The 20671-nt window shown below is 53.7% G+C and carries 21 protein-coding genes; 12 read left to right on the top strand and 9 right to left on the bottom strand.

Translation table 11 applies throughout. The features are described from left to right. Positions 1-7: 7 nt before the first annotated feature. The 3 genes from aat (at position 8) to L103DPR2_RS07810 (ending at position 2395) form a co-directional block, all read left to right on the top strand. On the top strand, positions 8-772 hold the full coding sequence (gene aat / locus L103DPR2_RS07820) for a leucyl/phenylalanyl-tRNA--protein transferase (RefSeq protein WP_055360510.1): 765 nt from the start codon (positions 8-10) through the stop codon (positions 770-772). Then, entirely contained in the window at positions 769-1521 is a 753-nt protein-coding gene (locus tag L103DPR2_RS07815; RefSeq protein WP_055360509.1) for an arginyltransferase, read from the top strand. Before aat ends, L103DPR2_RS07815 begins: the two co-directional genes overlap by 4 nt. A 97-nt stretch (positions 1522-1618) precedes the next feature. Next, complete coding sequence (locus tag L103DPR2_RS07810; RefSeq protein WP_055360508.1) at positions 1619-2395, top strand: IclR family transcriptional regulator; 777 nt, start codon at positions 1619-1621, stop codon at positions 2393-2395. Positions 2396-2460: 65 nt separating this feature from the next. Here L103DPR2_RS07810 and pbpG read toward each other — a convergent pair whose 3' ends face one another. From pbpG to L103DPR2_RS07780, 6 genes are all read right to left on the bottom strand, one after another. Next, on the bottom strand, positions 2461-3483 hold the full coding sequence (gene pbpG, locus L103DPR2_RS07805) for a D-alanyl-D-alanine endopeptidase (protein ID WP_055361937.1): 1023 nt from the start codon (positions 3481-3483) through the stop codon (positions 2461-2463). Positions 3484-3631: 148 nt separating this feature from the next. Beyond that, positions 3632-5170, bottom strand: a complete 1539-nt coding sequence (locus tag L103DPR2_RS07800; RefSeq protein ID WP_055360507.1) for a 2-isopropylmalate synthase — start codon at positions 5168-5170, stop codon at positions 3632-3634. Between the two features lie 187 nt (positions 5171-5357). After that, on the bottom strand, positions 5358-6173 hold the full coding sequence (pssA, locus tag L103DPR2_RS07795) for a CDP-diacylglycerol--serine O-phosphatidyltransferase (RefSeq protein ID WP_055360506.1): 816 nt from the start codon (positions 6171-6173) through the stop codon (positions 5358-5360). 33 nt (positions 6174-6206) lie between these two features. Further along, on the bottom strand, positions 6207-7223 hold the full coding sequence (gene ilvC / locus L103DPR2_RS07790; RefSeq protein ID WP_055360505.1) for a ketol-acid reductoisomerase: 1017 nt from the start codon (positions 7221-7223) through the stop codon (positions 6207-6209). 63 nt (positions 7224-7286) lie between these two features. Beyond that, a complete protein-coding gene (gene ilvN / locus L103DPR2_RS07785; RefSeq protein WP_055360504.1) occupies positions 7287-7778 on the bottom strand; it encodes an acetolactate synthase small subunit in 492 nt (163 codons plus the stop codon). Between the two features lie 99 nt (positions 7779-7877). Beyond that, positions 7878-9665 carry an acetolactate synthase 3 catalytic subunit gene (locus L103DPR2_RS07780; RefSeq protein WP_055360503.1) on the bottom strand — a complete coding sequence of 596 codons (1788 nt, stop codon included), beginning with the start codon at positions 9663-9665 and terminating at the stop codon, positions 7878-7880. A gap of 212 nt (positions 9666-9877) precedes the next feature. Here L103DPR2_RS07780 and L103DPR2_RS07775 point away from each other — a divergent pair, with 212 nt between their 5' ends. The 6 genes from L103DPR2_RS07775 to L103DPR2_RS07750 are packed head-to-tail and all read left to right on the top strand — an operon-like array spanning position 9878 to position 13032. Then, positions 9878-10444 (top strand): RNA polymerase sigma factor, encoded by a 567-nt coding sequence (locus L103DPR2_RS07775; protein WP_055361936.1) that lies wholly within the window; start codon positions 9878-9880, stop codon positions 10442-10444. Continuing rightward, complete coding sequence (locus tag L103DPR2_RS07770) at positions 10441-10884, top strand: DUF3619 family protein (protein WP_156339873.1); 444 nt, start codon at positions 10441-10443, stop codon at positions 10882-10884. Before L103DPR2_RS07775 ends, L103DPR2_RS07770 begins: the two co-directional genes overlap by 4 nt. Further along, positions 10881-11492 (top strand): DUF3106 domain-containing protein, encoded by a 612-nt coding sequence (locus tag L103DPR2_RS07765; protein WP_055360502.1) that lies wholly within the window; start codon positions 10881-10883, stop codon positions 11490-11492. Before L103DPR2_RS07770 ends, L103DPR2_RS07765 begins: the two co-directional genes overlap by 4 nt. 37 nt (positions 11493-11529) lie before the next feature. Further along, positions 11530-12066 (top strand): RDD family protein, encoded by a 537-nt coding sequence (locus tag L103DPR2_RS07760; protein WP_257719818.1) that lies wholly within the window; start codon positions 11530-11532, stop codon positions 12064-12066. Then, on the top strand, positions 12063-12452 hold the full coding sequence (locus tag L103DPR2_RS07755; protein WP_055360500.1) for a diacylglycerol kinase: 390 nt from the start codon (positions 12063-12065) through the stop codon (positions 12450-12452). Before L103DPR2_RS07760 ends, L103DPR2_RS07755 begins: the two co-directional genes overlap by 4 nt. Next, the gene (locus tag L103DPR2_RS07750) at positions 12445-13032 is read left to right on the top strand and encodes a TIGR00730 family Rossman fold protein (protein ID WP_055360499.1); all 588 of its coding nucleotides are present in this window, start codon (positions 12445-12447) and stop codon (positions 13030-13032) included. Before L103DPR2_RS07755 ends, L103DPR2_RS07750 begins: the two co-directional genes overlap by 8 nt. A gap of 32 nt (positions 13033-13064) precedes the next feature. On the opposite strand, the gene L103DPR2_RS07745 is transcribed toward L103DPR2_RS07750, so the two are convergent. Next, positions 13065-13403 (bottom strand): P-II family nitrogen regulator, encoded by a 339-nt coding sequence (locus L103DPR2_RS07745; protein WP_055360498.1) that lies wholly within the window; start codon positions 13401-13403, stop codon positions 13065-13067. 22 nt (positions 13404-13425) lie between these two features. Further along, positions 13426-15099, bottom strand: a complete 1674-nt coding sequence (locus L103DPR2_RS07740; RefSeq protein ID WP_055360497.1) for an NAD+ synthase — start codon at positions 15097-15099, stop codon at positions 13426-13428. A 52-nt stretch (positions 15100-15151) separates the two neighbouring features. Here L103DPR2_RS07740 and L103DPR2_RS07735 point away from each other — a divergent pair, with 52 nt between their 5' ends. Continuing rightward, positions 15152-16273, top strand: coding sequence for a GNAT family N-acetyltransferase (locus tag L103DPR2_RS07735; RefSeq protein ID WP_082466759.1), 1122 nt, complete (start codon positions 15152-15154; stop codon positions 16271-16273). Between the two features lie 48 nt (positions 16274-16321). Here L103DPR2_RS07735 and ppa read toward each other — a convergent pair whose 3' ends face one another. Beyond that, a complete protein-coding gene (ppa, locus tag L103DPR2_RS07730; protein WP_055360495.1) occupies positions 16322-16858 on the bottom strand; it encodes an inorganic diphosphatase in 537 nt (178 codons plus the stop codon). Between the two features lie 209 nt (positions 16859-17067). Here ppa and L103DPR2_RS07725 point away from each other — a divergent pair, with 209 nt between their 5' ends. Both L103DPR2_RS07725 and L103DPR2_RS07720 read left to right on the top strand, forming a co-directional pair. Further along, positions 17068-19134 carry a sodium-translocating pyrophosphatase gene (locus tag L103DPR2_RS07725; RefSeq protein ID WP_055360494.1) on the top strand — a complete coding sequence of 689 codons (2067 nt, stop codon included), beginning with the start codon at positions 17068-17070 and terminating at the stop codon, positions 19132-19134. 101 nt (positions 19135-19235) lie between these two features. Next, positions 19236-20669: an aldehyde dehydrogenase family protein gene (locus L103DPR2_RS07720; RefSeq protein WP_055360493.1), complete on the top strand. Its 1434-nt coding sequence runs from the start codon at positions 19236-19238 to the stop codon at positions 20667-20669. Positions 20670-20671 lie beyond the last annotated feature (2 nt).

Raw genomic sequence — 20671 nt, 5'->3', positions numbered from 1 at the left:
TGGAAACATGTCCGCCGACACCCCTCAACCCCACTTGCCTTGGATTGAAAGCCAAGATCCTTTACCCCCGGTCGAAACCGCTTGGGGTAAGGACTCTGAGGCACCTGGTTTATTGGCAGCGGGCGCAGACCTTGGCGTTAATAGGTTGCTAGAGGCTTATGGTCAAGGTGTGTTTCCTTGGTTTAACCCCGATCAGCCTGTGTTGTGGTGGAGTCCAGACCCGCGCATGGTTCTCCAAATTAAAGACTTCAAGTTGCACCGGTCGCTGCGTAAAACGCTGGCTCGTTACGCGACGCATCCCCAGTTTGAATTGTGTTTTGACCGATCATTTGACCAAGTGATTGAGGCTTGTTCGCAGAGTCCCCGCGAAGGACAAAATGGCACCTGGATCGTACCCGCCATGGTTGAGGCCTACAAAGCATTGCACCAAGCAGGTCATGCCCACAGCGTTGAAACATGGTTGGACGGCAAGTTGGTAGCCGGTCTGTATTTTGTTTGCATTGGACGTGCTGTTTTTGGTGAGTCCATGTTCAGCACCATCAGCGATGGCTCCAAAATGGCCTTGGCCGCCCTGGTTCAAGTTTGCGAGCATCAAGGTGTTGTGGCCATCGATTGCCAACAAAACACCGCCCACCTGGCCTCCATGGGCGCCCAAGAAATGTCACGCGCTGAATTTTTAGCATTGACGCACACAGCCAAGCATGCACCCAGCCCCGACTGGCAAAATGCCACCATCGATTGGGACCACTGGCGAAGCGGCAAAGCAGCATGACACACCTGAAAGATTTGCCCTTTAGCACGCTGCAGTTTTATGCCACTGCAGCCTACCCTTGCAGCTACTTGGATGCGCGAGAAGCGCGCTCGCAAGTTGCCACACCCAGCCACCTGATTCAAAACGAGGTTTACTCTGATTTGGTGGCCAGAGGTTTTCGGCGCAGTGGTTTGTTCACTTACAGGCCTTATTGCGATGGTTGCCAAGCCTGCGTGCCCTTGCGCGTGCTGTGTGACGAATTCAAACCTGACCGCAGTCAAAAGCGTGCCTTGAAAAAACATCAAGATCTGGTGGCCAAGGTGTCACGACTGGGCTTTGAGTCAGAACACTACGACTTGTATTTGCGCTACCAAAACAGCCGGCACGAAGGTGGCGGCATGGACCAAGACAGCGTGGAGCAGTACAAGCAATTTTTGTTGCAAAGCCGCGTTAACTCGCGCCTGGTTGAGTTTCGTGAACCCACGGTCGATGGCGGCTTGGGTGAGCTCAAAATGGTCAGCATTGTGGATGTCTTGAACGACGGCTTGTCGGCCGTTTACACCTTCTTTGACCCCGATAAAGAAGCGAGCTTTGGCACCTACGGTGTGCTGTGGCAAATCAAGCAAGCCCAATCTTTGGGGCTACCCTATGTTTACCTAGGCTATTGGATTGGGGCCAGCCCCAAAATGCAATACAAGGAACGCTTTAGCCCCCATGAGCGCTTGATGAACGGCCAATGGCGCCGTCATTTCAAATCACCTCACGATTAGGCTACCCAAAGCCAATTTCATCTTGTAAAATCAAATTTCGCAATGTCTTCACATCGTGAAGGCCCCTTCGCTTTCAAAAAGACCGAGGTTAAGTCCCATGAGAAAAGCTGAAGCACCCACACCGGCTGTCCCCACCATTCAAGTCATTGAGCGACTGTTTTCACTCATGGATGTTTTGGCATCCAGGGAAGACGCCATCTCACTGAAAGAAATCAGCGAAAAAACGGGCCTGCACCCGTCCACAGCGCATCGCATTTTGAATGACCTCACCATTGGCCGTTTTGTAGACCGCCCCGAGCCTGGCAGCTATCGACTGGGCATGCGTTTGCTTGAACTGGGCAACATGGTCAAAGCACGACTGAACGTGCGCGATGCGGCGCTTGCACCCATGCGCGACTTGCACAAACTGATTCAGCAACCCGTCAACCTCAGCATGCGCCAAGGTGATGAAATTGTGTACATCGAGCGCGCTTACAGCGAGCGCTCTGGCATGCAAGTGGTGCGCGCCATTGGCGGTCGTGCGCCCCTGCACCTCACCTCGGTTGGCAAGTTGTTCTTGTCGGTGGATGAGCCGATGAAAGTGCGCAGCTACGCCACGCGAACTGGCCTCAGTGGTCACACCAAAAACAGCATTACCCAATTGCCAGTGCTAGAGCGAGAGCTTTCCAAAGTTCGCCAATACGGCATTGCACGCGACAACGAAGAACTCGAATTGGGTGTTCGCTGTATTGCCGCAGGCATCTATGATGACCAAGGCAAGTTGCTTGCGGGATTGTCCATCTCGGCGCCTGCAGATCGACTGGATGAAGCATGGCTACCCAAGCTGCAAGCCACAGCTGAGGGCATTTCACAATCCCTAGGCTACAAAGCTTAAAGAAAAAAAAGCCCGTCGATGACGGGCTTTTTGTTGGGCAACGTGATTTACGTTGGCGTGAAGACTCAACCTGCTGTGTTGGCGGATGCCACGACGTGACGCGCTTGGTTTGTTTCAACCCAACGGCGCACACGCTCTGCGTCGGCGATGCGACTGAGTTTGCCCGCTGAATCCAAAAACACCATGATCAACTTACGACCCGACACCTTGGTTTGCATGACCAAGCACTGGCCAGCTTCAGAGATATAGCCTGTCTTTTGCAAACCAATGTCCCAGTTAGGGCTCTTCACCAAACGGTTGGTTGTGTTGTATTGCAAAGTGCGGCGGCCCACGGCCACTTCGCGGCCTGGCGATGTCGACAATTCACGCAGCAAAGGAACGTTGTAGGCAGCACCTACCAGCACAGCCAAATCGGTGGCACTGGATTGGTTGCGGCTAGACAAGCCGGTAGGCTCAACGTAGTGCGTTGAGCTCATGCCCAAACCACTTGCGCGATCGTTCATGGCTTTGACAAAGGCTGACAAACCACCTGGATAAGTACGACCCAGCGCATGGGCTGCTCGGTTCTCGCTGGACATCAAGGCCAAATGCAACAAGTCACCACGGCTGAGAACAGATCCAACTGCCAAACGAGATGAACTGCCCTTTTCGGTGTCCACATCCTCTTGCGTAATGGTGATCATGTCGCTGTGTGGCAAATTCGCATCGCTGATGACCAAGCCCGTCATGAGTTTGGTCAAAGAGGCAATGGGCAAAACGGCTTGATCGTTTTTACGCAGCAAAACTTCGTGTGTGTCTTGGTCAATCACCAGCGCCACACTGGAGCGCAGGTCGAGGGCATCACCACTTTGATGCAGACCTGCAACACGGCCATAGGAAGGTCGCGTGTCAACCGGTTTGGCTTTGGCAACTTTGCGCGCTTTAGGCGCAGGTTTGGCGGCCTGTTGGGAGGCTTTGCTGGAATTAGCAGGCTTCCGAGCCTTTTCGCCGTCAGCCGCGAAAGATGAGATAGACATCAGGGCCATGATGCACACAGGCACGCAAAGGCTGATGAAACGGCGGGTGACCAAGCGATTTAGTGGAGTCAAAGCGGTACTTTCAATGCCCAAAATCAATCAGAATTTGGCGAGTGTAATAGAAACTTCCGACAGTGTACATAAATAAAAAAAATCGCGCAAGATCAATACCTTGCGCGATCTTCTTGAAGACGTTTTTCAGTCTACTGGCTTCTAGGCTTTAACCTTGTGCCGCAACCCGGTCGGCCTTGCTTTGAAGCTTGTTCAAGGCGCTCAAGTAGGCTTTGGCAGAGGCGACGATGATGTCGGGGTCTGAACCTACGCCGTTCACCACGCGACCACTGTTTTGCAGGCGAACCGTGACTTCCCCTTGGCTTTCGGTCGATCCGCTGATAGCGTTGACGGAGTAAAGCACCATTTCTGCCCCACTTTCAACGATGGATTCAATGGCTTTGAGAGAAGCATCGACGGGGCCGTTGCCATCGGACTTGCCATGGACTTCTTTGCCTCCCATGGTGAACACGATGGTCGCTTGTGGTTTTTCGCCAGTTTCACTGTGTTGCGCCAAAGACACAAAAGCGTACTGTTCTTTGTCCTGAGTAACGCTCTCTTCGCTGACCAAAGCCAAGATGTCCTCGTCAAAAATTTCACTCTTGCGATCGGCCAATTCTTTGAATCGGGTGAAAGCAGCATTCAACTCGGATTCACTTTCAAGCACCACACCCAACTCTTGCAAGCGTTGTTTGAAAGCATTACGGCCACTCAACTTACCCAACACAATTTTGTTGGCCGACCAGCCCACATCTTCTGCGCGCATGATCTCGTAAGTGTCACGGGCTTTCAAGACGCCATCTTGGTGAATACCTGACGCGTGTGCAAATGCATTGGCACCCACCACGGCCTTGTTGGGTTGAACCACAAAACCAGTGGTTTGACTGACCATGCGGCTGGCAGCAACGATATGAACCGGATCAATGTTCATCTCAAGGCCGAAATAGTCTTTGCGCGTCTTAACCGCCATGACAATTTCTTCCAAAGAGCAATTACCCGCACGCTCGCCCAATCCATTGATGGTGCACTCGACCTGTCGAGCGCCGCCCAACTTCACGCCCGCCAAACTGTTGGCCACCGCCATGCCCAAGTCATTGTGGCAATGCACGGACCAAATGGCTTTGTCTGAGTTGGGAATGCGCTCACGCAATGTCTTGATGAACTGGCCGTACAACTCAGGCACGGCATAACCGACTGTGTCGGGCACATTGATGGTGGTGGCACCTTCAGCAATCACAGCCTCAAGCACTTGGCACAAGAAGTCCATGTCGCTGCGGTAGCCGTCCTCAGGGCTGAACTCCACATCGGCCACCAAGTTGCGTGCAAAGCGCACGGATTGCTTGGCCTGCTCCAACACTTGCTCGGGTGTCATGCGCAGTTTCTTTTCCATGTGCAAGGGTGAGGTTGCAATGAAGGTGTGAATGCGGCCACTGTTGGCGCCCTTCAAAGCCTCTGCCGCTCTGGAAATGTCGCGGTCGTTGGCACGCGACAAAGAGCAGATGGTGGAGTCTTTGATGGCATTGGCAATGGCTTGAACCGCTTCAAAGTCACCGTTGGAGCTGGCTGCGAAACCTGCCTCGATCACGTCCACGCGCAATCGTTCCAATTGACGCGCAATGCGCAGTTTTTCGTCACGGGTCATGGAAGCGCCAGGTGACTGCTCACCGTCGCGCAATGTCGTGTCAAAAATAATCAATTTATCGGCCATGTTTCACTCCTGGTTTGAAAACTTCAAAAAAGCAAATTCAAAATAAAAAAAGCCCGCTGCGGTTGGCAAACGGGCTTGATGGGAAATAGAACAGCGTGCGCTACATATCCCGCCCGAGGGGCGTCAACAGTAGAGCTAGCAAGTTCAATTTCATGAGACGACTGTATCACAAGTTTTTGAAAACTGTTTACTGGTGTAAACCCCGTTCATCGGGATCTTCTGTGGAAGTGCTGATCACGCTGGTTTGTTGCCCCTTAAAACGGCGCCATCCGTAGAGGGCGTAACCGCTGAGGCCATACAAAACAAACAAGCCAAAAAGCACCATAGGTGGGTGAATGTTGACGGCAGCAATGCCCAAGGCAATGAGAACGATCACCACAAAGGGCACGCTCTGCTTCATGCTGACATCTTTGAAACTGTAAAAAGGCACGTTGGTGACCATGGTCAGGCCAGCAAACATGGCCACAACAAACATGGGCCAGGCCATGCTGGCTGCAGAAACTTCGGCATCGGTCATGATGGAAATGAAACCCATGACCAGCGCTGCGGCTGCCGGCGAAGGCAAGCCTTGAAAAAATCGTTTGTCAACGACGGCGGTGTTGACGTTAAAACGTGCCAGGCGCAATGCCGCGCAAGCACAGTAAACAAAGGCAGCAATCCAACCCCAACGGCCGAGCCCCTTCAAAGACCACTCATAGGCAATGAGCGCAGGCGCAGCGCCAAAGGAGACCATGTCGGACAAGGAGTCCATCTGCTCTCCAAAGGCACTTTGCGTGTTGGTCATGCGGGCCACACGGCCATCCAGGCTGTCGAGCACCATGGCGCAAAAAACTCCCACGGCCGCCATGTCAAAACGGCCATTCATGGCCATCACGATGGCGTAAAAGCCACCGAACAGGGCTGCCAACGTGAACAAGTTGGGCAGGACGTAAATGCCCTTGCGAGGCTTACGCACTTGTCCAGCCGAGTCGGCGTCGTCAGGAGTTTCTATGCCATCGTGCATGCGACAGTTCTTTCAGGTGTGTGGTTCACAACATCAGTTGCGTGATTTGTCGACCAATTTGTTTTTAGCAATCCAAGGCATCATAGAGCGCAATTGTGCGCCCACAACTTCAATGGAGTGCTCGGAGGTCAAGCGACGACGGGCTGTCATGCTTGGGTAGTTGGTACGGCCTTCCAAAATGAACATCTTGGCGTACTCACCGGTTTGGATGCGCTTCAAAGCATTGCGCATGGCAACACGAGATTGCTCATTGATCACTTCGGGGCCTGTCACGTACTCACCATACTCTGCGTTGTTAGAGATGGAGTAGTTCATGTTGCCAATGCCGCCTTCATAGATCAGGTCAACAATGAGTTTCAACTCGTGCAAGCACTCGAAGTAAGCCATTTCGGGGGCGTAGCCAGCTTCAACCAAAGTCTCGTAACCCATCTTGATGAGTTCGACGGCGCCGCCGCACAAAACAGCTTGTTCGCCGAACAAGTCGGTTTCTGTTTCTTCTTTGAAGTTGGTTTCAATGATGCCGGCCTTGCCGCCACCGTTGGCCATGGCGTAGCTCAGTGCCAATGCACTGGCTTTGCCGCTCTTGTCTTGGTGCACTGCCACGAGGTGGGGCACGCCGCCGCCTTGTGTGTAAGTGTTGCGAACGGTGTGGCCTGGGGCCTTAGGGGCAACCATCCAAACGTCGAGGTCTTCACGGGGCACCACTTGGTTGTAGTGAACGTTGAAACCGTGTGCAAATGCCAAAGAAGCACCTTTTTTGATGTTGGGTTCAACATCGTTGCGGTACACGTCGGCGATTTGTTCGTCGGGCAACAAAATCATGACCACGTCAGCAGCTTTCACTGCATCAGCAACTTCCATGACTGTGAGGCCAGCTTTTTCAACTTTGGGCCAGCTTGCGCCGTTTTTGCGCAAACCCACCACCACTTTCACGCCACTGTCGTTCAAGTTTTGGGCGTGTGCGTGGCCTTGTGAGCCGTAGCCAATGATGGCCACTGTTTTGCCTTTGATGACGCTGAGGTCACAGTCTTTGTCGTAAAACACTTTCATGGGTTCTCTCCTTCAAAAATCGTTCAAAAAGTAAATGGGTCAAACGCGAACTGACGCGCTAAGTTAGACGCGCAAAATGCGCTCACCCCGTCCAATACCACAGGCACCGGTGCGGACTGTTTCAAGAATGGCGCTGCGGTCGATGGCTTCCAAAAACGCATCGTTTTTGGATTGATCGCCCGTCAGTTCCACGGTGTAGCTTTTGTCGGTGACATCGATCACACGACCACGGAAGATATCGGCCATGCGCTTCATCTCTTCACGTTCTTTGCCCACAGCGCGAACTTTGACCAGCATGAGTTCGCGTTCGGTGTAGGCACCTTCTGTTAAGTCAACCACTTTGACCACTTCAATGAGGCGGTTGAGGTGCTTGGTGATTTGTTCAATGACGTCATCCGAACCCGCGGTTTGAATGGTCATGCGGGACAGGCTGGGATCTTCGGTGGGCGCCACACTGAGAGACTCAATGTTGTAGCCACGTGCGGAAAACAAGCCGACGACCCGCGACAAGGCGCCGGGTTCGTTTTCTAGCAAAACTGCGATGATGTGTTTCATGTGCGATTCCTCTTTTCGCCGCCCTCCCCTGCACACGGTAATGCGCAGGCTTGGCGGTCAATAGATTCTTCTAAAGTTAATTCAAATGATGGCCGTGGTTCAAAGGTCTTCGGGGCTGAGCAACATTTCTGTAATGCCCTTGCCTGCTTGAACCATGGGGAACACGTTTTCGGTGGGGTCTGTTCGGAAGTCCATGAACACCGTGCGGTCCTTCAATTTACGAGCTTCGCGCAAGGCTGGCTCAACATCTTCAGGACGCTCAATGAGCATGCCCACATGGCCATAGGCTTCGGCCAACTTCACAAAGTTGGGCAAGGCGTCCATGTAGCTGTGGCTGTAACGGCCCGAATATTCAATTTGTTGCCACTGACGAACCATGCCCAAGTAGCGGTTGTTCAATGACAAAATTTTGATGGGCGTGTTGTACTGCAAGCAGGTAGAGAGTTCTTGAATGCACATCTGCACAGAACCTTCACCCGTCACGCAGAACACTTCTGAATCGGGCTTGGCCAATTTGATGCCCATGGCGTAGGGAATGCCCACGCCCATGGTGCCCAAACCACCCGAGTTGATCCAGCGACGGGGCTCGTCAAACTTGTAGTACTGGGCAGCCCACATTTGGTGCTGACCTACGTCAGACGTGATGTAGGCATCGGCATCTTTGGTCATGCCATACAAAGTTTCAATGACTTTTTGGGGCTTGATGACTTCAGTGTTGTTGCTGTCGTACTTCATGCAATCGCGCTTGCGCCAGCCGTCGATGGTGGACCACCAGGCGCCCAATGAATTGTTGTCGGGCTTGAGGCCAGACTCTTTGATCATGGCGATGAGTTCGGTCAACACATCTTTGACGTCGCCCACAATGGGCACGTCCACCTTCACGCGCTTAGAAATGCTAGAGGGGTCGATGTCGATGTGAATGATCTTGCGTTCGTTTTGCGCAAAGTGTTTGGGGTTGCCAATGACGCGATCGTCAAAACGTGCGCCCACGGCCAACAACACGTCGCAGTGTTGCATGGCGTTGTTGGCTTCCCAAGTACCGTGCATGCCCAGCATGCCAAGGAACTTGGGATCGGTGGCGGGATAAGCGCCCAAACCCATCAAGGTGTTGGTGACGGGGTAACCCAACATGTCCACCAAGTGGCGCAACTCGGCTGAGGCGTTGCTCAGCAACACACCGCCACCGGTGTAAATGTAAGGACGCTTGGCGGCCATCAACAACTGAAGGGCTTTGCGAATTTGTCCGCTGTGGCCTTTGCGCACAGGGTTGTAAGAACGCATTTCAACGGTTTCGGGGTAGCCGGTGTAAGGCACCTTGTTGAAAGAAACGTCTTTTGGAATGTCGACCACAACAGGGCCAGGACGACCGCTACGCGCAATGTGAAACGCCTTCTTCATGACCTCAGCCATGTCGCGAGCGTCTTTCACTAAGAAGTTGTGTTTGACGATGGGGCGTGTGATGCCCACGGTGTCGCACTCTTGGAAGGCATCGAGGCCAATGGCGGCAGTGGGCACCTGGCCACTGATGATCACCATGGGAATGCTGTCCATGTAGGCGGTGGCAATACCGGTCACCGCATTGGTCAGGCCTGGGCCTGAAGTGACCAACGCAACACCGACGTCGCCAGTGGCACGCGCATAGCCATCGGCCGCATGAACTGCGGCTTGTTCGTGGCGAACCAGCACGTGCTGAATGGTGTCTTGTTTGAAGAAAGCGTCATAGATGTGCAAGACAGCACCACCTGGGTAGCCCCAGATGTATTTGACGTTTTCGGCTTGGAGCGCTTTAACGAGGATTTCGCCGCCGCGCAATTCTGCGGGGGACGATGAAGCTGCCGCGGCAGCTACGTTGGCCGCATTGGCCATTTCTGTTTTGGAGATTTCCATATTCAACCTTTGTGAATTTCTCTAACGAAAAACCTTGGGTGCTCTTTTGCGGGACTCTTGTGAAGTCGCATCAGAACTTAAGACCACCAACATAAGCCTGCACATGTAAGTGCCTTGGCCGGATGGTGATCCGTTTGCGTTTTTTCAATTGCAACCCAGCATTATAGGGCCCAGAATGCCATAATCCGACTCGCACAAAATGGGTGCAAGCTGTGGCCACCGAACAAGAACTTTCAGATTTCCTCAAAAACACGGAGAAGCGCGCCTTCAAACGCACGCTGTACCACGTGCGCAACGAGGAGTCGGCGTTGGACATCGTGCAAGACAGCATGATCAAGCTGGCCACCCATTACGGGGACAAACCAGCCGCCGAGTTGCCCATGCTGTTCCAGCGAATTTTGTCAAATACCACCCTCGATTGGTTCCGCCGGCAAAAAACCCGAAACGCTTTGTTCTCCAACATGAGCGACTTTGGGACTGACGCAGATGGCGAAGATTTTGACTTTTTAGAGAATTTGGGCGGTTTGGGCGAGCCAGGATTGGGCGAAAGCACCGAGGACCAAACCCATCGGAAACAAGTTTTTCACCAAATTGAAGCAGAAATTCAAGAATTGCCTCCGCGTCAACGGGAAGCCTTCCTGCTGCGTTACTGGGAGGAGATGAACCTTTCCGAAACCGCAGCGGCCATGGGCTGCACGGAAGGCAGTGTCAAAACTCACTGTTCTCGGGCTGTTCAGGCGCTGAGCAAAGCACTTCGCGCCAAAGGATTTAACACATGAAAACGCAAGCCAATCTCGACATGACACGCGTTGACCGGTTAGGTCAGGCGCTAGCGCGCCGTTTAAACGATCACGCCACAGAATTACCCCACGACATCACAGAGCGTTTGCGCGCCGCACGCATGCAAGCCTTGGCACAGCGCAAACGCGAGCCCATCCTCAACACCGTTCCACAGCTGGTTATGGCAGGTGCAAATGGCACCCCTCCTCTCGACGAAGGCTTGAACTTGTGGAGCCGTTTGGCATCCGCCCTGCCCGTGATGGCCTTGCTGTTTGGCTTGGCCAGCATTCATGTGTTTCAAAATGAACACCGAACCAACGAAATCGCATCGCTCGACGCCGAACTCCTCACCGATGACCTGCCGCCCGATGCCTACACCGACCCTGGCTTTTTGATTTTCTTGAAGTCCAATCCTTCGCACTCAAAGGTGTCGGATTGAAAATACAAGGCTTTCTCGCCATCGCTCTCAGCCTCATCCTCATGGGGTTGGGAAGTGTGTCTGCGCAGAATGCAAACACCCCTAGCGGCAAGCCGGCAACAACGCAAGCGCCACAAGATGCGGGTTGGCAAGCCTTAAAACCTCAACAAAAGAAAGCCTTGGCGCCCTTGGCCCCCCACTGGTCGCAAATCAGCGTGGCGCAAAAAAGCAAGTGGTTGGCCATGTCCAACAATTTCGACAACTTGTCCCCCAAAGAACAAGCCACCCTGCATGAACGCATGGCCGATTGGGCCGCTTTAAGCCCTCAGCAACGCGCGCAAGCTCGCTTGATCTTCAACGAAACCAAAAGCCTGGCCGCTGATGAGAAGAAAACTCAATGGGAGGCCTATCAGGCTTTAAGCCCTGAAGAAAAGAAGAAGCTTGCCGCCATGCAAACCACGGGTATTCAAGGGGCCGCAACAGCATCTCAGGCAGCACCCCCCAACAAAGTGATTCGCATGCCCAACAAGTCAACGCCTGCAGAAACCCCAGGTAAGTCGACACCGAGCATCGTGATCGATAAAAAAACCCTCCTCCCCACCCCCGTCGTGATTCCAGAAGGCACCTGAGTTGAGCGATTCGCCAAATACAGTTGCGACAGCTGAGCTGACAGCCGCTTCACAAGAACCCTCCTCCTTCGTCACGCCCTCCTTAGGCCGAAGAATGGCGTGTTGGTTGTACGAAGGCATGTTGCTCTTTGGCGTTGTGTTCATTTCAGGCTATTTATTTGGCACCCTTAGCCAAACCAAACACGCCTTGCACAATCGCCACGGGCTTCAAGCATTTCTATTTTTGGTGTTTGCCATTTACTTCACTTGGCTGTGGTCCAAGGGGCAAACATTGGCCATGAAGACTTGGCATATTCGGGTGTTAGACACATCCGGCCGGCCTTTAACGCAAGCACGCGCATTCTGGCGTTATCTGCTCAGTTGGTTTTGGATTTTGCCTCCTATGTTGATCACAGCCCCCTTCCAATTGCCTGCCACTGAAGTTGCGGTTTTGGTTTTGGGCTGGGTCATGGTGTGGGCCGTGTTAAGTCGCTTCCAGTCACGTGGACAATATTGGCATGATGTCTGGGCGGGTACACAATTGGTAGACGTCCAAAAACCACCCGTATCAACAGCTTCGGCTTCCAACTCATGACCGACTTCAACGTCAATCCTCAAAAAGCACGCAAGGGCTTGTCGCGTATTTTTCATGCGGGCGGCTATTCCCTTGCAGGACTTAAAGCAGGATGGGGCGAAACCGCTTTCAGGCAAGAAGCCATTTTGGCTTGCGTCTTATTGCCACTTGCTTTTTGGCTCGGCCAAACGTGGGTCGAAGTGGCTTTGCTGTGTGGCTCTGTCATCTTTGTGATGGTGGTTGAGTTGTTGAACACCGGCATTGAAACGGCCATTGATCGGATTGGCACCGAATGGCACGCTTTGTCCAAACGCGCCAAGGACATGGGCAGTGCTGCTGTGCTGCTCAGCCTGCTGCTGTGTCTGGGCATCTGGGCTGCGGCCATCTGGAAATTCATACATGGCTGAGCCCGCATTCTCCCTGTGCGTTTACTGTGGCTCTAAGGCAGGCGATCTGCCCGAATTTGCGTCGTCAGCCGTCCAAGTGGGTCAATGGATTGGTCAGCATGGCGGTCAATTGGTGTACGGAGGCGGCCGAAACGGCCTGATGGGCATTGTGGCCAATGCCACCTTGGCAGCAGGCGGCATGGTTGTCGGCGTCATTCCCCGTGCCCTGGTTGAAAAAGAATGGGCACACACCGAATGCACAGAGTTGCACATCGTTGAAACCATGCACGAGCGCAAACAATTGATGGCCGAACGTGCCGATGCTTTTCTGGCCTTGCCAGGCGGCATCGGAACTTTTGAAGAGTTTTACGAAGTTTGGACATGGCGCCAGCTGGGCTATCACAACAAGCCCATTGGCCTGCTGAATTTGAATGGCTATTACGACACCATGCTGAGTTTTCTCAATTCAGTGGTGACACATGAATTCATGGGCTCTTGGCAAATGGACTTGATCCAAACACATTCAGATGCCAAACAACTGCTGCCCTCTTTGGTCCAGGCTGCTGCCCTGCCAACGCCCTTTCAAAGCGAGTCCATTTAACAATAAGTCAATTGACCCATTGACCTTGATGCTTAAACTGCATCGTCGTCCAGTTCACCCGTGCGAATGCGAATGACGCGCTCAACGGAAGTGATGAAGATTTTGCCGTCGCCAATTTTGCCGGTACGGGCCGCTTTCACGATGGCATCCACGCAACGCTCAACGTCGTCGTCTTTCACAGCCACTTCCACTTTGACCTTGGGCAAGAAATCGACGACGTACTCGGCACCGCGGTACAACTCTGTGTGGCCTTTTTGACGGCCAAAGCCTTTCACTTCTGTCACGGTCAAGCCAGTGACGCCGCATTCGGCCAGGCCTTCGCGAACTTCTTCCAATTTGAAAGGCTTGATGATGGCTGTGATTTGTTTCATGAAATAGTCCAGACTGAAAAAATTAAGCTCGGAATCGATTGGTTATAGGATAACGCCAATCTTTGCCAAAACTGCGGTGCGTGACACGAATTCCAACCGGCGACTGGCGTCGCTTGTATTCGTTCAGTTTAATCAAGCGGGTGACTTTCTCAACATCGGCGCGTTCAAACCCATCGGCCTCGAGGGCATGAATGCCCTCGTCATTTTCCATGTAACGCTGCACAATGGCATCGAGCACTTCGTAAGGCGGCAAGCTGTCCTGGTCTTTCTGATCCGCGCGAAGCTCGGCACTGGGCGGCCGGGTGATGATGCGCTCTGGGATGGGGTTGGCACCCGTGCCATAGGGATCGTGCTTGTTACGCCACTCGGCCAAGTGAAAAACTTGCGTCTTGACCACATCCTTGATGACGGCAAAACCACCCGCCATGTCGCCATACAAGGTGCAATAACCCGTGGCCATTTCGCTCTTGTTGCCGGTGGTCAGCACGATGGCACCCGTCTTGTTGGACAAAGCCATCAGCAAAGTTCCGCGAACCCGAGCTTGAATGTTCTCTTCGGTGGTGTCCTCGGCCAAGCCCTTGAACTGATCAGACAATGCCGATTTAAAGCCTTCAAACAATGGCGCTATGGCGATTTCGTCGTAGCGCACGTTCAGACGTTTGACCATGTCGCGGGCATCCAACCAGCTGATGTCTGCCGTGTAAGGCGACGGCATCATGACGGCGTGGATTTTGTCAGCACCAATGGCATCGACGGCCAGCGCCAACACCAACGCGGAATCGATGCCGCCCGAAAGTCCCAGTATGGCCCCCGGAAAACCGTTCTTGCCCAAATAGTCTCGAATGCCCAAGACCAAGGCGTGCCAAAGATCTTCTTCCCAGGTGCTCTCGGGCACAATTTCACGGCCAGACAAGCGAACCCCCTGCGTTGCGCCATCCGCTTTCAGATCGATGTATTGCAAACACTCTTGGAAAGCAGGCGCCCTGGCCACCACTTTCGCATTGGCATCGATGGCAAATGAACGGCCCTCAAAAATCACCTCATCTTGTCCGCCAACTAGATGTGCATAGACAAGGGGTAATTGGCAGTCTTTCACGCGCTGGCTCATTTGAACCTCACGCTCTAGCCCTTTGCCAACGTGAAATGGCGACGCATTGAGCACCAGCAAGGCTTGTGCGCCAGCTTCACGCGCTTTTTGGGCGGGCGCCTCAAACCAAGCGTCCTCGCAAATCAGCAATCCCAACTTAAGGCCAGCCACCTCAAAAACACATGGCTGTTGGCCAGGTGTGAAATAGCGACGCTCATCGAACACTTGGTAGTTGGGCAACTCTTGCTTGGCATAGCTGGCCACAACCTGCCCTTCGCACAACACAGAAGCCCGGTTGAAGCGCTGCGTGATGGCCACACTTTTGCTTTGAATGCCGCCGCCCTGAGGATGGCCCAGCACCACATGCATGCCCTTTAACCCAGCCAGCTCACGGGCCACTGTTTTCAGGGCATCATCGCAGGCATCGATGAAGGCGGGTCGTAACAGCAAGTCTTCAGCGGCATAGCCACAAATGGCCAACTCGGGCGTGACCAAGACGCGTGCACCCTGAGCATAGGCTTGGTGAGCCGCGTCGATGATTTTGCGGGCATTGCCCGTCATGTCACCCACCACAAAGTTGAGTTGGGCAATACAAAGTTGAAGGGTCATACAGGTGCAGGAATTCAGTTCCAACAATTATGTCATCGCGGTGCAGGATTCCATGCGAAATATCACTGCGTCTGCATGGGATTCTTTGTTGGCTTCTCAATCTGAACCCACACCCTTCATGCGGCACGCCTATCTGTGGGCCATGGAAGAAAGTGCCTCGGCTTGCCCAGAAACAGGCTGGACACCTCAAGTTATCTGCCTATACCGCCCCAACGCAAGCCCAGAAACTGGTTTGGCCGCAGCAGCCGTGCTCTATGTCAAACCCCATTCCTATGGTGAATACGTGTTTGACTGGGCTTGGGCCGATGCCTATCACCGCCACGGCTTGGATTACTACCCCAAGGCTGTGGGTGCCGTGCCCTTCACGCCCGTTCCAGGCTCTCGCCTTTTGGCCGATAGCAAAGAGAGCAAGGCTGCATTGATTCAAGCCATGGTGCAAATGGCCCAAGACGCCAAGTGGTCATCTGTGCATGTTTTGTTTTTGTCAGGCGACGACCTGCAGGCCACTGAGGAGGCGGGCTGGCTCGAGCGGCATACCGTTCAATTTCATTGGCACAACGCTCAATACGAAGACTTTGATCATTTCTTGGCCAGCTTGAATCAAGAAAAGCGCAAGAAGATTCGGCAAGAACGGCGAAAAGTCCATGAAGCTGGCGTGACCTTCAAAACCCTGCGTGGCCAAGAGATTCAAACTCAAGACTGGGACTTTTTCTACAAGTGCTACGCGCAAACCTATTTTGAACACGGTAACGCACCTTATTTGAGCCGTGATTTTTTTCAACGCATGCAAGACACGATGCCCGAGAACTGGGTGCTGTTCATTGCCGACAAAGATGGCCAGCGAATGGCCTGCAGCCTGATCGCCATTCAAGGTGATGTCGCCTATGGCCGCTATTGGGGCGCTTTGGAGCGTGTTGACTGTCTGCACTTTGAGGCTTGCTACTACCAGCCGATTGCCTGGTGCATCGCCAATGGCTTTGTCCGCTTTGAAGGCGGCGCGCAAGGTGAGCACAAAATGGCCCGCGCTTTGCTGCCCGTCAAAGCCAGCAGCGCGCACTGGTTGGCGCATCCCAGTTTTGCGGATGCGGTAGAGCGCTATTTGGAAAAAGAAGGCCGCGGTGTTGCGGCCTATTTGGAAAACTTAGAAGCCAGATCACCCTTGAAAAAGGGCTGAGCTGGCACCCTGAACCCATGGCGAGTTCAAGGTACAGCTTGCGCCTGATTAGGCGTTGGCTTTTTGGTAGTTGGCGATGCCGTCCAAGATTTCTTTCTTGGCAGACTCTGGGCCTTCCCAACCCAAAATCTTGACCCATTTGCCCTCTTCCAAATCTTTGTAGTGCTCAAAGAAGTGGGCAATGGTTTTCAAACGCAAGGGGTTCAAATCTTCAGGCTTTTGCCATTGTGTGTAGATCGACAAAATTTTGTCGGTTGGCACAGCCAAGACCTTGCCGTCTTCACCGGCTTCGTCTTGCATTTTCAAAATACCAATGGGACGGCAAGGCACCACCACACCGGGAATCAAGGGCACGGGTGTGATCACCAACACATCGACAGGGTCGCCGTCGCCGCTGATGGTTTTGGGCACATAGCCATAGTTGGTGGGGTAATGCATGGCCGTGCTCATGAAGCGGTCGACAAAAATAGCGCCAGTGGCTTTGTCCACTTCGTATTTCACGGGGTCGGCATTCATCGGGATTTCGATGATGACGTTGAATTGCTCGGGAACTTTGCTGCCTGGGGTAACGTTGTCTAGGGACATTTTTCTGAAAATTAAAAGAGTTGATGTAAATCTAAGAAGCTTAGGATTAACCCCGATTTTACTTTCACAGGGCTTGCGATTTCGGATCATTGCCCTTTTAATGACTTTGTTGGCCAATCGTCTCCTTCTGGGAGCGAGGAAGCAACGCCGGGAGGTGTTTCTCGAGCGTTGCACCTCCTTTCAGCGGTAACAACTAAGGAGATTGATTTATGACAGGCAATTCAGCGTTGATTTTGGCGCTCGTTTGCGGACTGATCGCCGTAATTTATGGCGTTTGGGCTCGTGGATGGATTCTGGCCCAAGACCCCGGTAATGACCGAATGCAAGAAATTGCAGCCGCGATTCAAGCCGGTGCAGCCGCCTACCTAGCAAGACAGTACAAAACCATTGCCGTGGTGGGCGTGGTGTTGGCCATCTTGATGGGCGTTTTCCTTGACATGACCACAGCCATTGGCTTTGTCATCGGTGCGGTGCTTTCGGGCGCTTGTGGCTTTATTGGCATGAACGTTTCGGTGCGTGCCAATGTGCGTACTGCACAAGCTGCCACCAAAGGCATTGGCCCGGCCCTGGACGTTGCGTTCCGAGGCGGCGCCATCACGGGCATGCTGGTGGTGGGCTTGGGCCTATTGGGTGTCACAGGTTTCTACTGGTTCTTGGCAGGTAACGGCAACCTCACGCCCGATGTGAAGCTGTCTGTCATCCTCAATCCCCTCATTGGCTTTGCCTTTGGCTCTTCCCTCATTTCGATCTTTGCCCGTTTGGGCGGCGGCATCTTCACCAAAGGTGCTGACGTGGGCGCCGATTTGGTCGGCAAGGTGGAAGCTGGCATTCCAGAAGACGACCCCCGCAATCCAGCGGTGATTGCCGACAACGTGGGTGACAACGTGGGCGACTGCGCAGGCATGGCCGCCGACTTGTTTGAAACCTACGCAGTGACCTTGATTGCCACCATGGTGTTGGGCTCACTCTTGGTTGCAGGCGCACCTGGCAATGCTGTGATGTACCCGCTTGCCTTGGGTGCGGTGTCCATCGTGGCCTCCATCATTGGCTGCTTCTTTGTCAAAGCTTCACCCGGTATGACCAACGTCATGCCTGCGCTTTACAAAGGTTTGGCCATTGCCGGTGTTTTGTCCTTGATCGCGTTCTACTTCGTCACAATGTGGATCATGCCGGACAACGCCATCGCAGCCAGCGGTAGCCAAATGAAATTGTTTGGCGCGTGTGCTGTGGGCCTAGTTTTGACCGCCGCTTTGGTATGGATCACTGAGTTCTATACCGGAACACAGTACAGCCCTGTGCAACACATTGCGCAAGCCTCTACAACGGGTCACGGCACCAACATCATCGCAGGCTTGGGCGTCTCCATGCGCTCGACAGCTTGGCCAGTGATTTTTGTGTGCATTGCCATTGTGGTGTCTTATGGCTTGGCCGGTTTGTATGGCATTGCCGTGGCCGCCATGTCCATGTTGTCGATGGCCGGCATTGTGGTGGCCTTGGACGCCTATGGCCCTATCACTGACAACGCTGGCGGCATTGCCGAAATGGCCGAACTGCCCAGCAGCGTGCGTGACATCACAGACCCCCTGGATGCTGTGGGCAACACCACCAAAGCTGTGACCAAGGGCTATGCCATTGGCTCAGCCGGTTTGGCCTCCTTGGTTTTGTTTGCAGACTACACCCACAAACTGGAAACCTACGGCAAAGCCATCACCTTTGACCTGTCCGACCCCTTGGTCATTGTGGGCTTGTTCATTGGTGGCCTGATCCCCTACTTGTTTGGTGCCATGGCCATGGAAGCCGTGGGCCGCGCAGCAGGCGCTGTGGTGGTGGAAGTTCGACGCCAATTCAGCGAAATCAAGGGCATCATGGAAGGCACTGCCAAGCCAGAATACGGCCGCGCTGTTGACATGTTGACCACGGCAGCCATCAAAGAAATGGTGATTCCAAGTTTGTTGCCCGTCGTGGTTCCCATCGTGATTGGTTTGTTGCTGGGCCCCAAAGCCTTGGGCGGCTTGCTGATGGGCACCATCGTCACCGGGTTGTTTGTGGCCATTTCCATGTGTACCGGCGGCGGTGCTTGGGACAATGCCAAGAAATACATCGAAGACGGACACCACGGCGGCAAGGGTTCTGAAGCCCACAAGGCTGCTGTGACTGGCGACACCGTGGGCGACCCCTACAAGGACACGGCTGGCCCTGCCATCAATCCGCTGATCAAAATCATCAACATTGTGGCTTTGCTCATTGTGCCGCTGGTGATGAAGTTCCACAGCTGATCCGTCCAATTGAACGTGGCGCGCCTTTGGCCCGCCACGCAAGTGACACAAAGCCCGCGCATGGCCTTCATCGCGGGCTTTTTTACGCGCAAAATAGCACCATGCAACTCAATTTCATCCACAACCAATCGGTGGCCAGCCAAAGCGGGCAAACATGGCCTGTGATCGACCCCTCTGACGGCCAAACCTTTGACCACATTCAACGCAGCAATCCGCATGACATTGACATGGCCGTCAAGTCGTCGCGCGAATGTTTCGAAGGACCGTGGTCCCAATTGAACGCATCAGAACGCGGTCGATTGCTAATGGCACTGTCGCGCAAAGTAGCTGAACATGCCGAAGAGTTGATGCGACTGGAACAACGTGACTGCGGCAAACCCACACAACAAGCCATGGCCGATGCCAAAGCATTGGCGCGTTACTTTGAGTTTTATGCGGGCGCCTGTGACAAGTTTCATGGTGAAACCATTCCTTATCAAAACGGCTACAGCGTTTTGACCTGGCGTGAACCGCATGGCGTCACTGGCCATGTGGTGCCGTGGAATTACCCCATGCAAATTTTTGGCAGATGTGTCGGCGGCGCATTGGCAGCCGGCAACGTCTGTGTGGTCAAGCCCGCAGAAGATGCTTGCTTGAGCTTGATCCGTGTTGCGCAATTGGCGGCTGAGGTGGGGTTTCCGCCAGGCGCCATCAACATCGTGACGGGCTTAGGACATGAAGTCGGTGATGCGCTGGCCAAGCACCCTGGCATTGACCACATCAGCTTTACGGGCAGCCCCACAGTCGGCACGCTCATTCAACAAGCCGCCGCTGCAAGGCATTGCCCTGTTACGTTGGAGCTGGGTGGCAAAAGTCCGCAAATCATTTTTGCCGATGCTGACTTGGATGCTGCCATCCCCGTCATCATCAACGCCATTGTTCAAAACTCAGGGCAAACTTGCAGTGCAGGTTCACGCGTACTCATTGAGAAAAGCATTTACGAGCCTCTGCTTGCACGTCTGGGAGAAGCCTTCAGCAAATTACGTGTGGGCCCTGCAAGCGCCGATTTGAATTTAGGACCGCTCATCAGAGCCACGCAAAAAATGCGCGTACAAGGCTTTTTGGAAGAAGCCAAGGCCGCCGGCATTCGCACGGTGGCGCAAGGCAGTGTGGTGTCCGAAGCCCCTGAAACTGGTTTTTATCAAGCGCCTGTTTTGCTGCGCGATGTGCCCGTCGATCACCGTGTGGCACAAGAAGAAGTTTTTGGTCCGGTGCTCTCGGCCATGTGCTTCGAAGGTGAAGATCAGGCCATTGAAATGGCCAACGCCACCGCCTTTGGTTTGGTGGCAGGCGTTTGGACGCGCGATGGCGGCCGTCAATTCAGAATGGCCAAGCGCCTGCGAAGTGGCCAAGTCTTCATCAACAATTACGGCGCGGGGGGCGGCGTTGAATTACCCTTTGGCGGCGTGAAGTCTTCCGGCCATGGCCGTGAAAAAGGTTTTGAAGCACTGTATGGTTTCACAACTTTGAAAACCGTCGCTATTCAACACGGCTAAGC

It is taken from the genome of Limnohabitans sp. 103DPR2 (assembly GCF_001412575.1).
GTDB lineage: Bacteria > Pseudomonadota > Gammaproteobacteria > Burkholderiales > Burkholderiaceae_C > Limnohabitans_A.
The sequence above is the reverse complement of the archived record's forward strand: the minus strand, read 5'-3'. Positions and strand labels throughout refer to the sequence as shown.

Excerpts from the sequence above, each read along its gene's own strand:
- aat (WP_055360510.1), top strand. The coding sequence starts at position 8 with ATGTCCGCCGACACCCCTCAACCCCACTTGCCTTGGATTGAAAGCCAA.
- L103DPR2_RS07815 (WP_055360509.1), top strand. The coding sequence starts at position 769 with ATGACACACCTGAAAGATTTGCCCTTTAGCACGCTGCAGTTTTATGCC.
- L103DPR2_RS07810 (WP_055360508.1), top strand. The coding sequence starts at position 1,619 with ATGAGAAAAGCTGAAGCACCCACACCGGCTGTCCCCACCATTCAAGTC.
- L103DPR2_RS07800 (WP_055360507.1), bottom strand. The coding sequence starts at position 5,170 with ATGGCCGATAAATTGATTATTTTTGACACGACATTGCGCGACGGTGAG.
- pssA (WP_055360506.1), bottom strand. The coding sequence starts at position 6,173 with ATGCACGATGGCATAGAAACTCCTGACGACGCCGACTCGGCTGGACAA.
- ilvC (WP_055360505.1), bottom strand. The coding sequence starts at position 7,223 with ATGAAAGTGTTTTACGACAAAGACTGTGACCTCAGCGTCATCAAAGGC.
- ilvN (WP_055360504.1), bottom strand. The coding sequence starts at position 7,778 with ATGAAACACATCATCGCAGTTTTGCTAGAAAACGAACCCGGCGCCTTG.
- L103DPR2_RS07780 (WP_055360503.1), bottom strand. The coding sequence starts at position 9,665 with ATGGAAATCTCCAAAACAGAAATGGCCAATGCGGCCAACGTAGCTGCC.
- L103DPR2_RS07770 (WP_156339873.1), top strand. The coding sequence starts at position 10,441 with ATGAAAACGCAAGCCAATCTCGACATGACACGCGTTGACCGGTTAGGT.
- L103DPR2_RS07755 (WP_055360500.1), top strand. The coding sequence starts at position 12,063 with ATGACCGACTTCAACGTCAATCCTCAAAAAGCACGCAAGGGCTTGTCG.
- L103DPR2_RS07750 (WP_055360499.1), top strand. The coding sequence starts at position 12,445 with ATGGCTGAGCCCGCATTCTCCCTGTGCGTTTACTGTGGCTCTAAGGCA.
- L103DPR2_RS07745 (WP_055360498.1), bottom strand. The coding sequence starts at position 13,403 with ATGAAACAAATCACAGCCATCATCAAGCCTTTCAAATTGGAAGAAGTT.
- L103DPR2_RS07740 (WP_055360497.1), bottom strand. The coding sequence starts at position 15,099 with ATGACCCTTCAACTTTGTATTGCCCAACTCAACTTTGTGGTGGGTGAC.
- L103DPR2_RS07735 (WP_082466759.1), top strand. The coding sequence starts at position 15,152 with ATGCGAAATATCACTGCGTCTGCATGGGATTCTTTGTTGGCTTCTCAA.
- ppa (WP_055360495.1), bottom strand. The coding sequence starts at position 16,858 with ATGTCCCTAGACAACGTTACCCCAGGCAGCAAAGTTCCCGAGCAATTC.
- L103DPR2_RS07725 (WP_055360494.1), top strand. The coding sequence starts at position 17,068 with ATGACAGGCAATTCAGCGTTGATTTTGGCGCTCGTTTGCGGACTGATC.
- L103DPR2_RS07720 (WP_055360493.1), top strand. The coding sequence starts at position 19,236 with ATGCAACTCAATTTCATCCACAACCAATCGGTGGCCAGCCAAAGCGGG.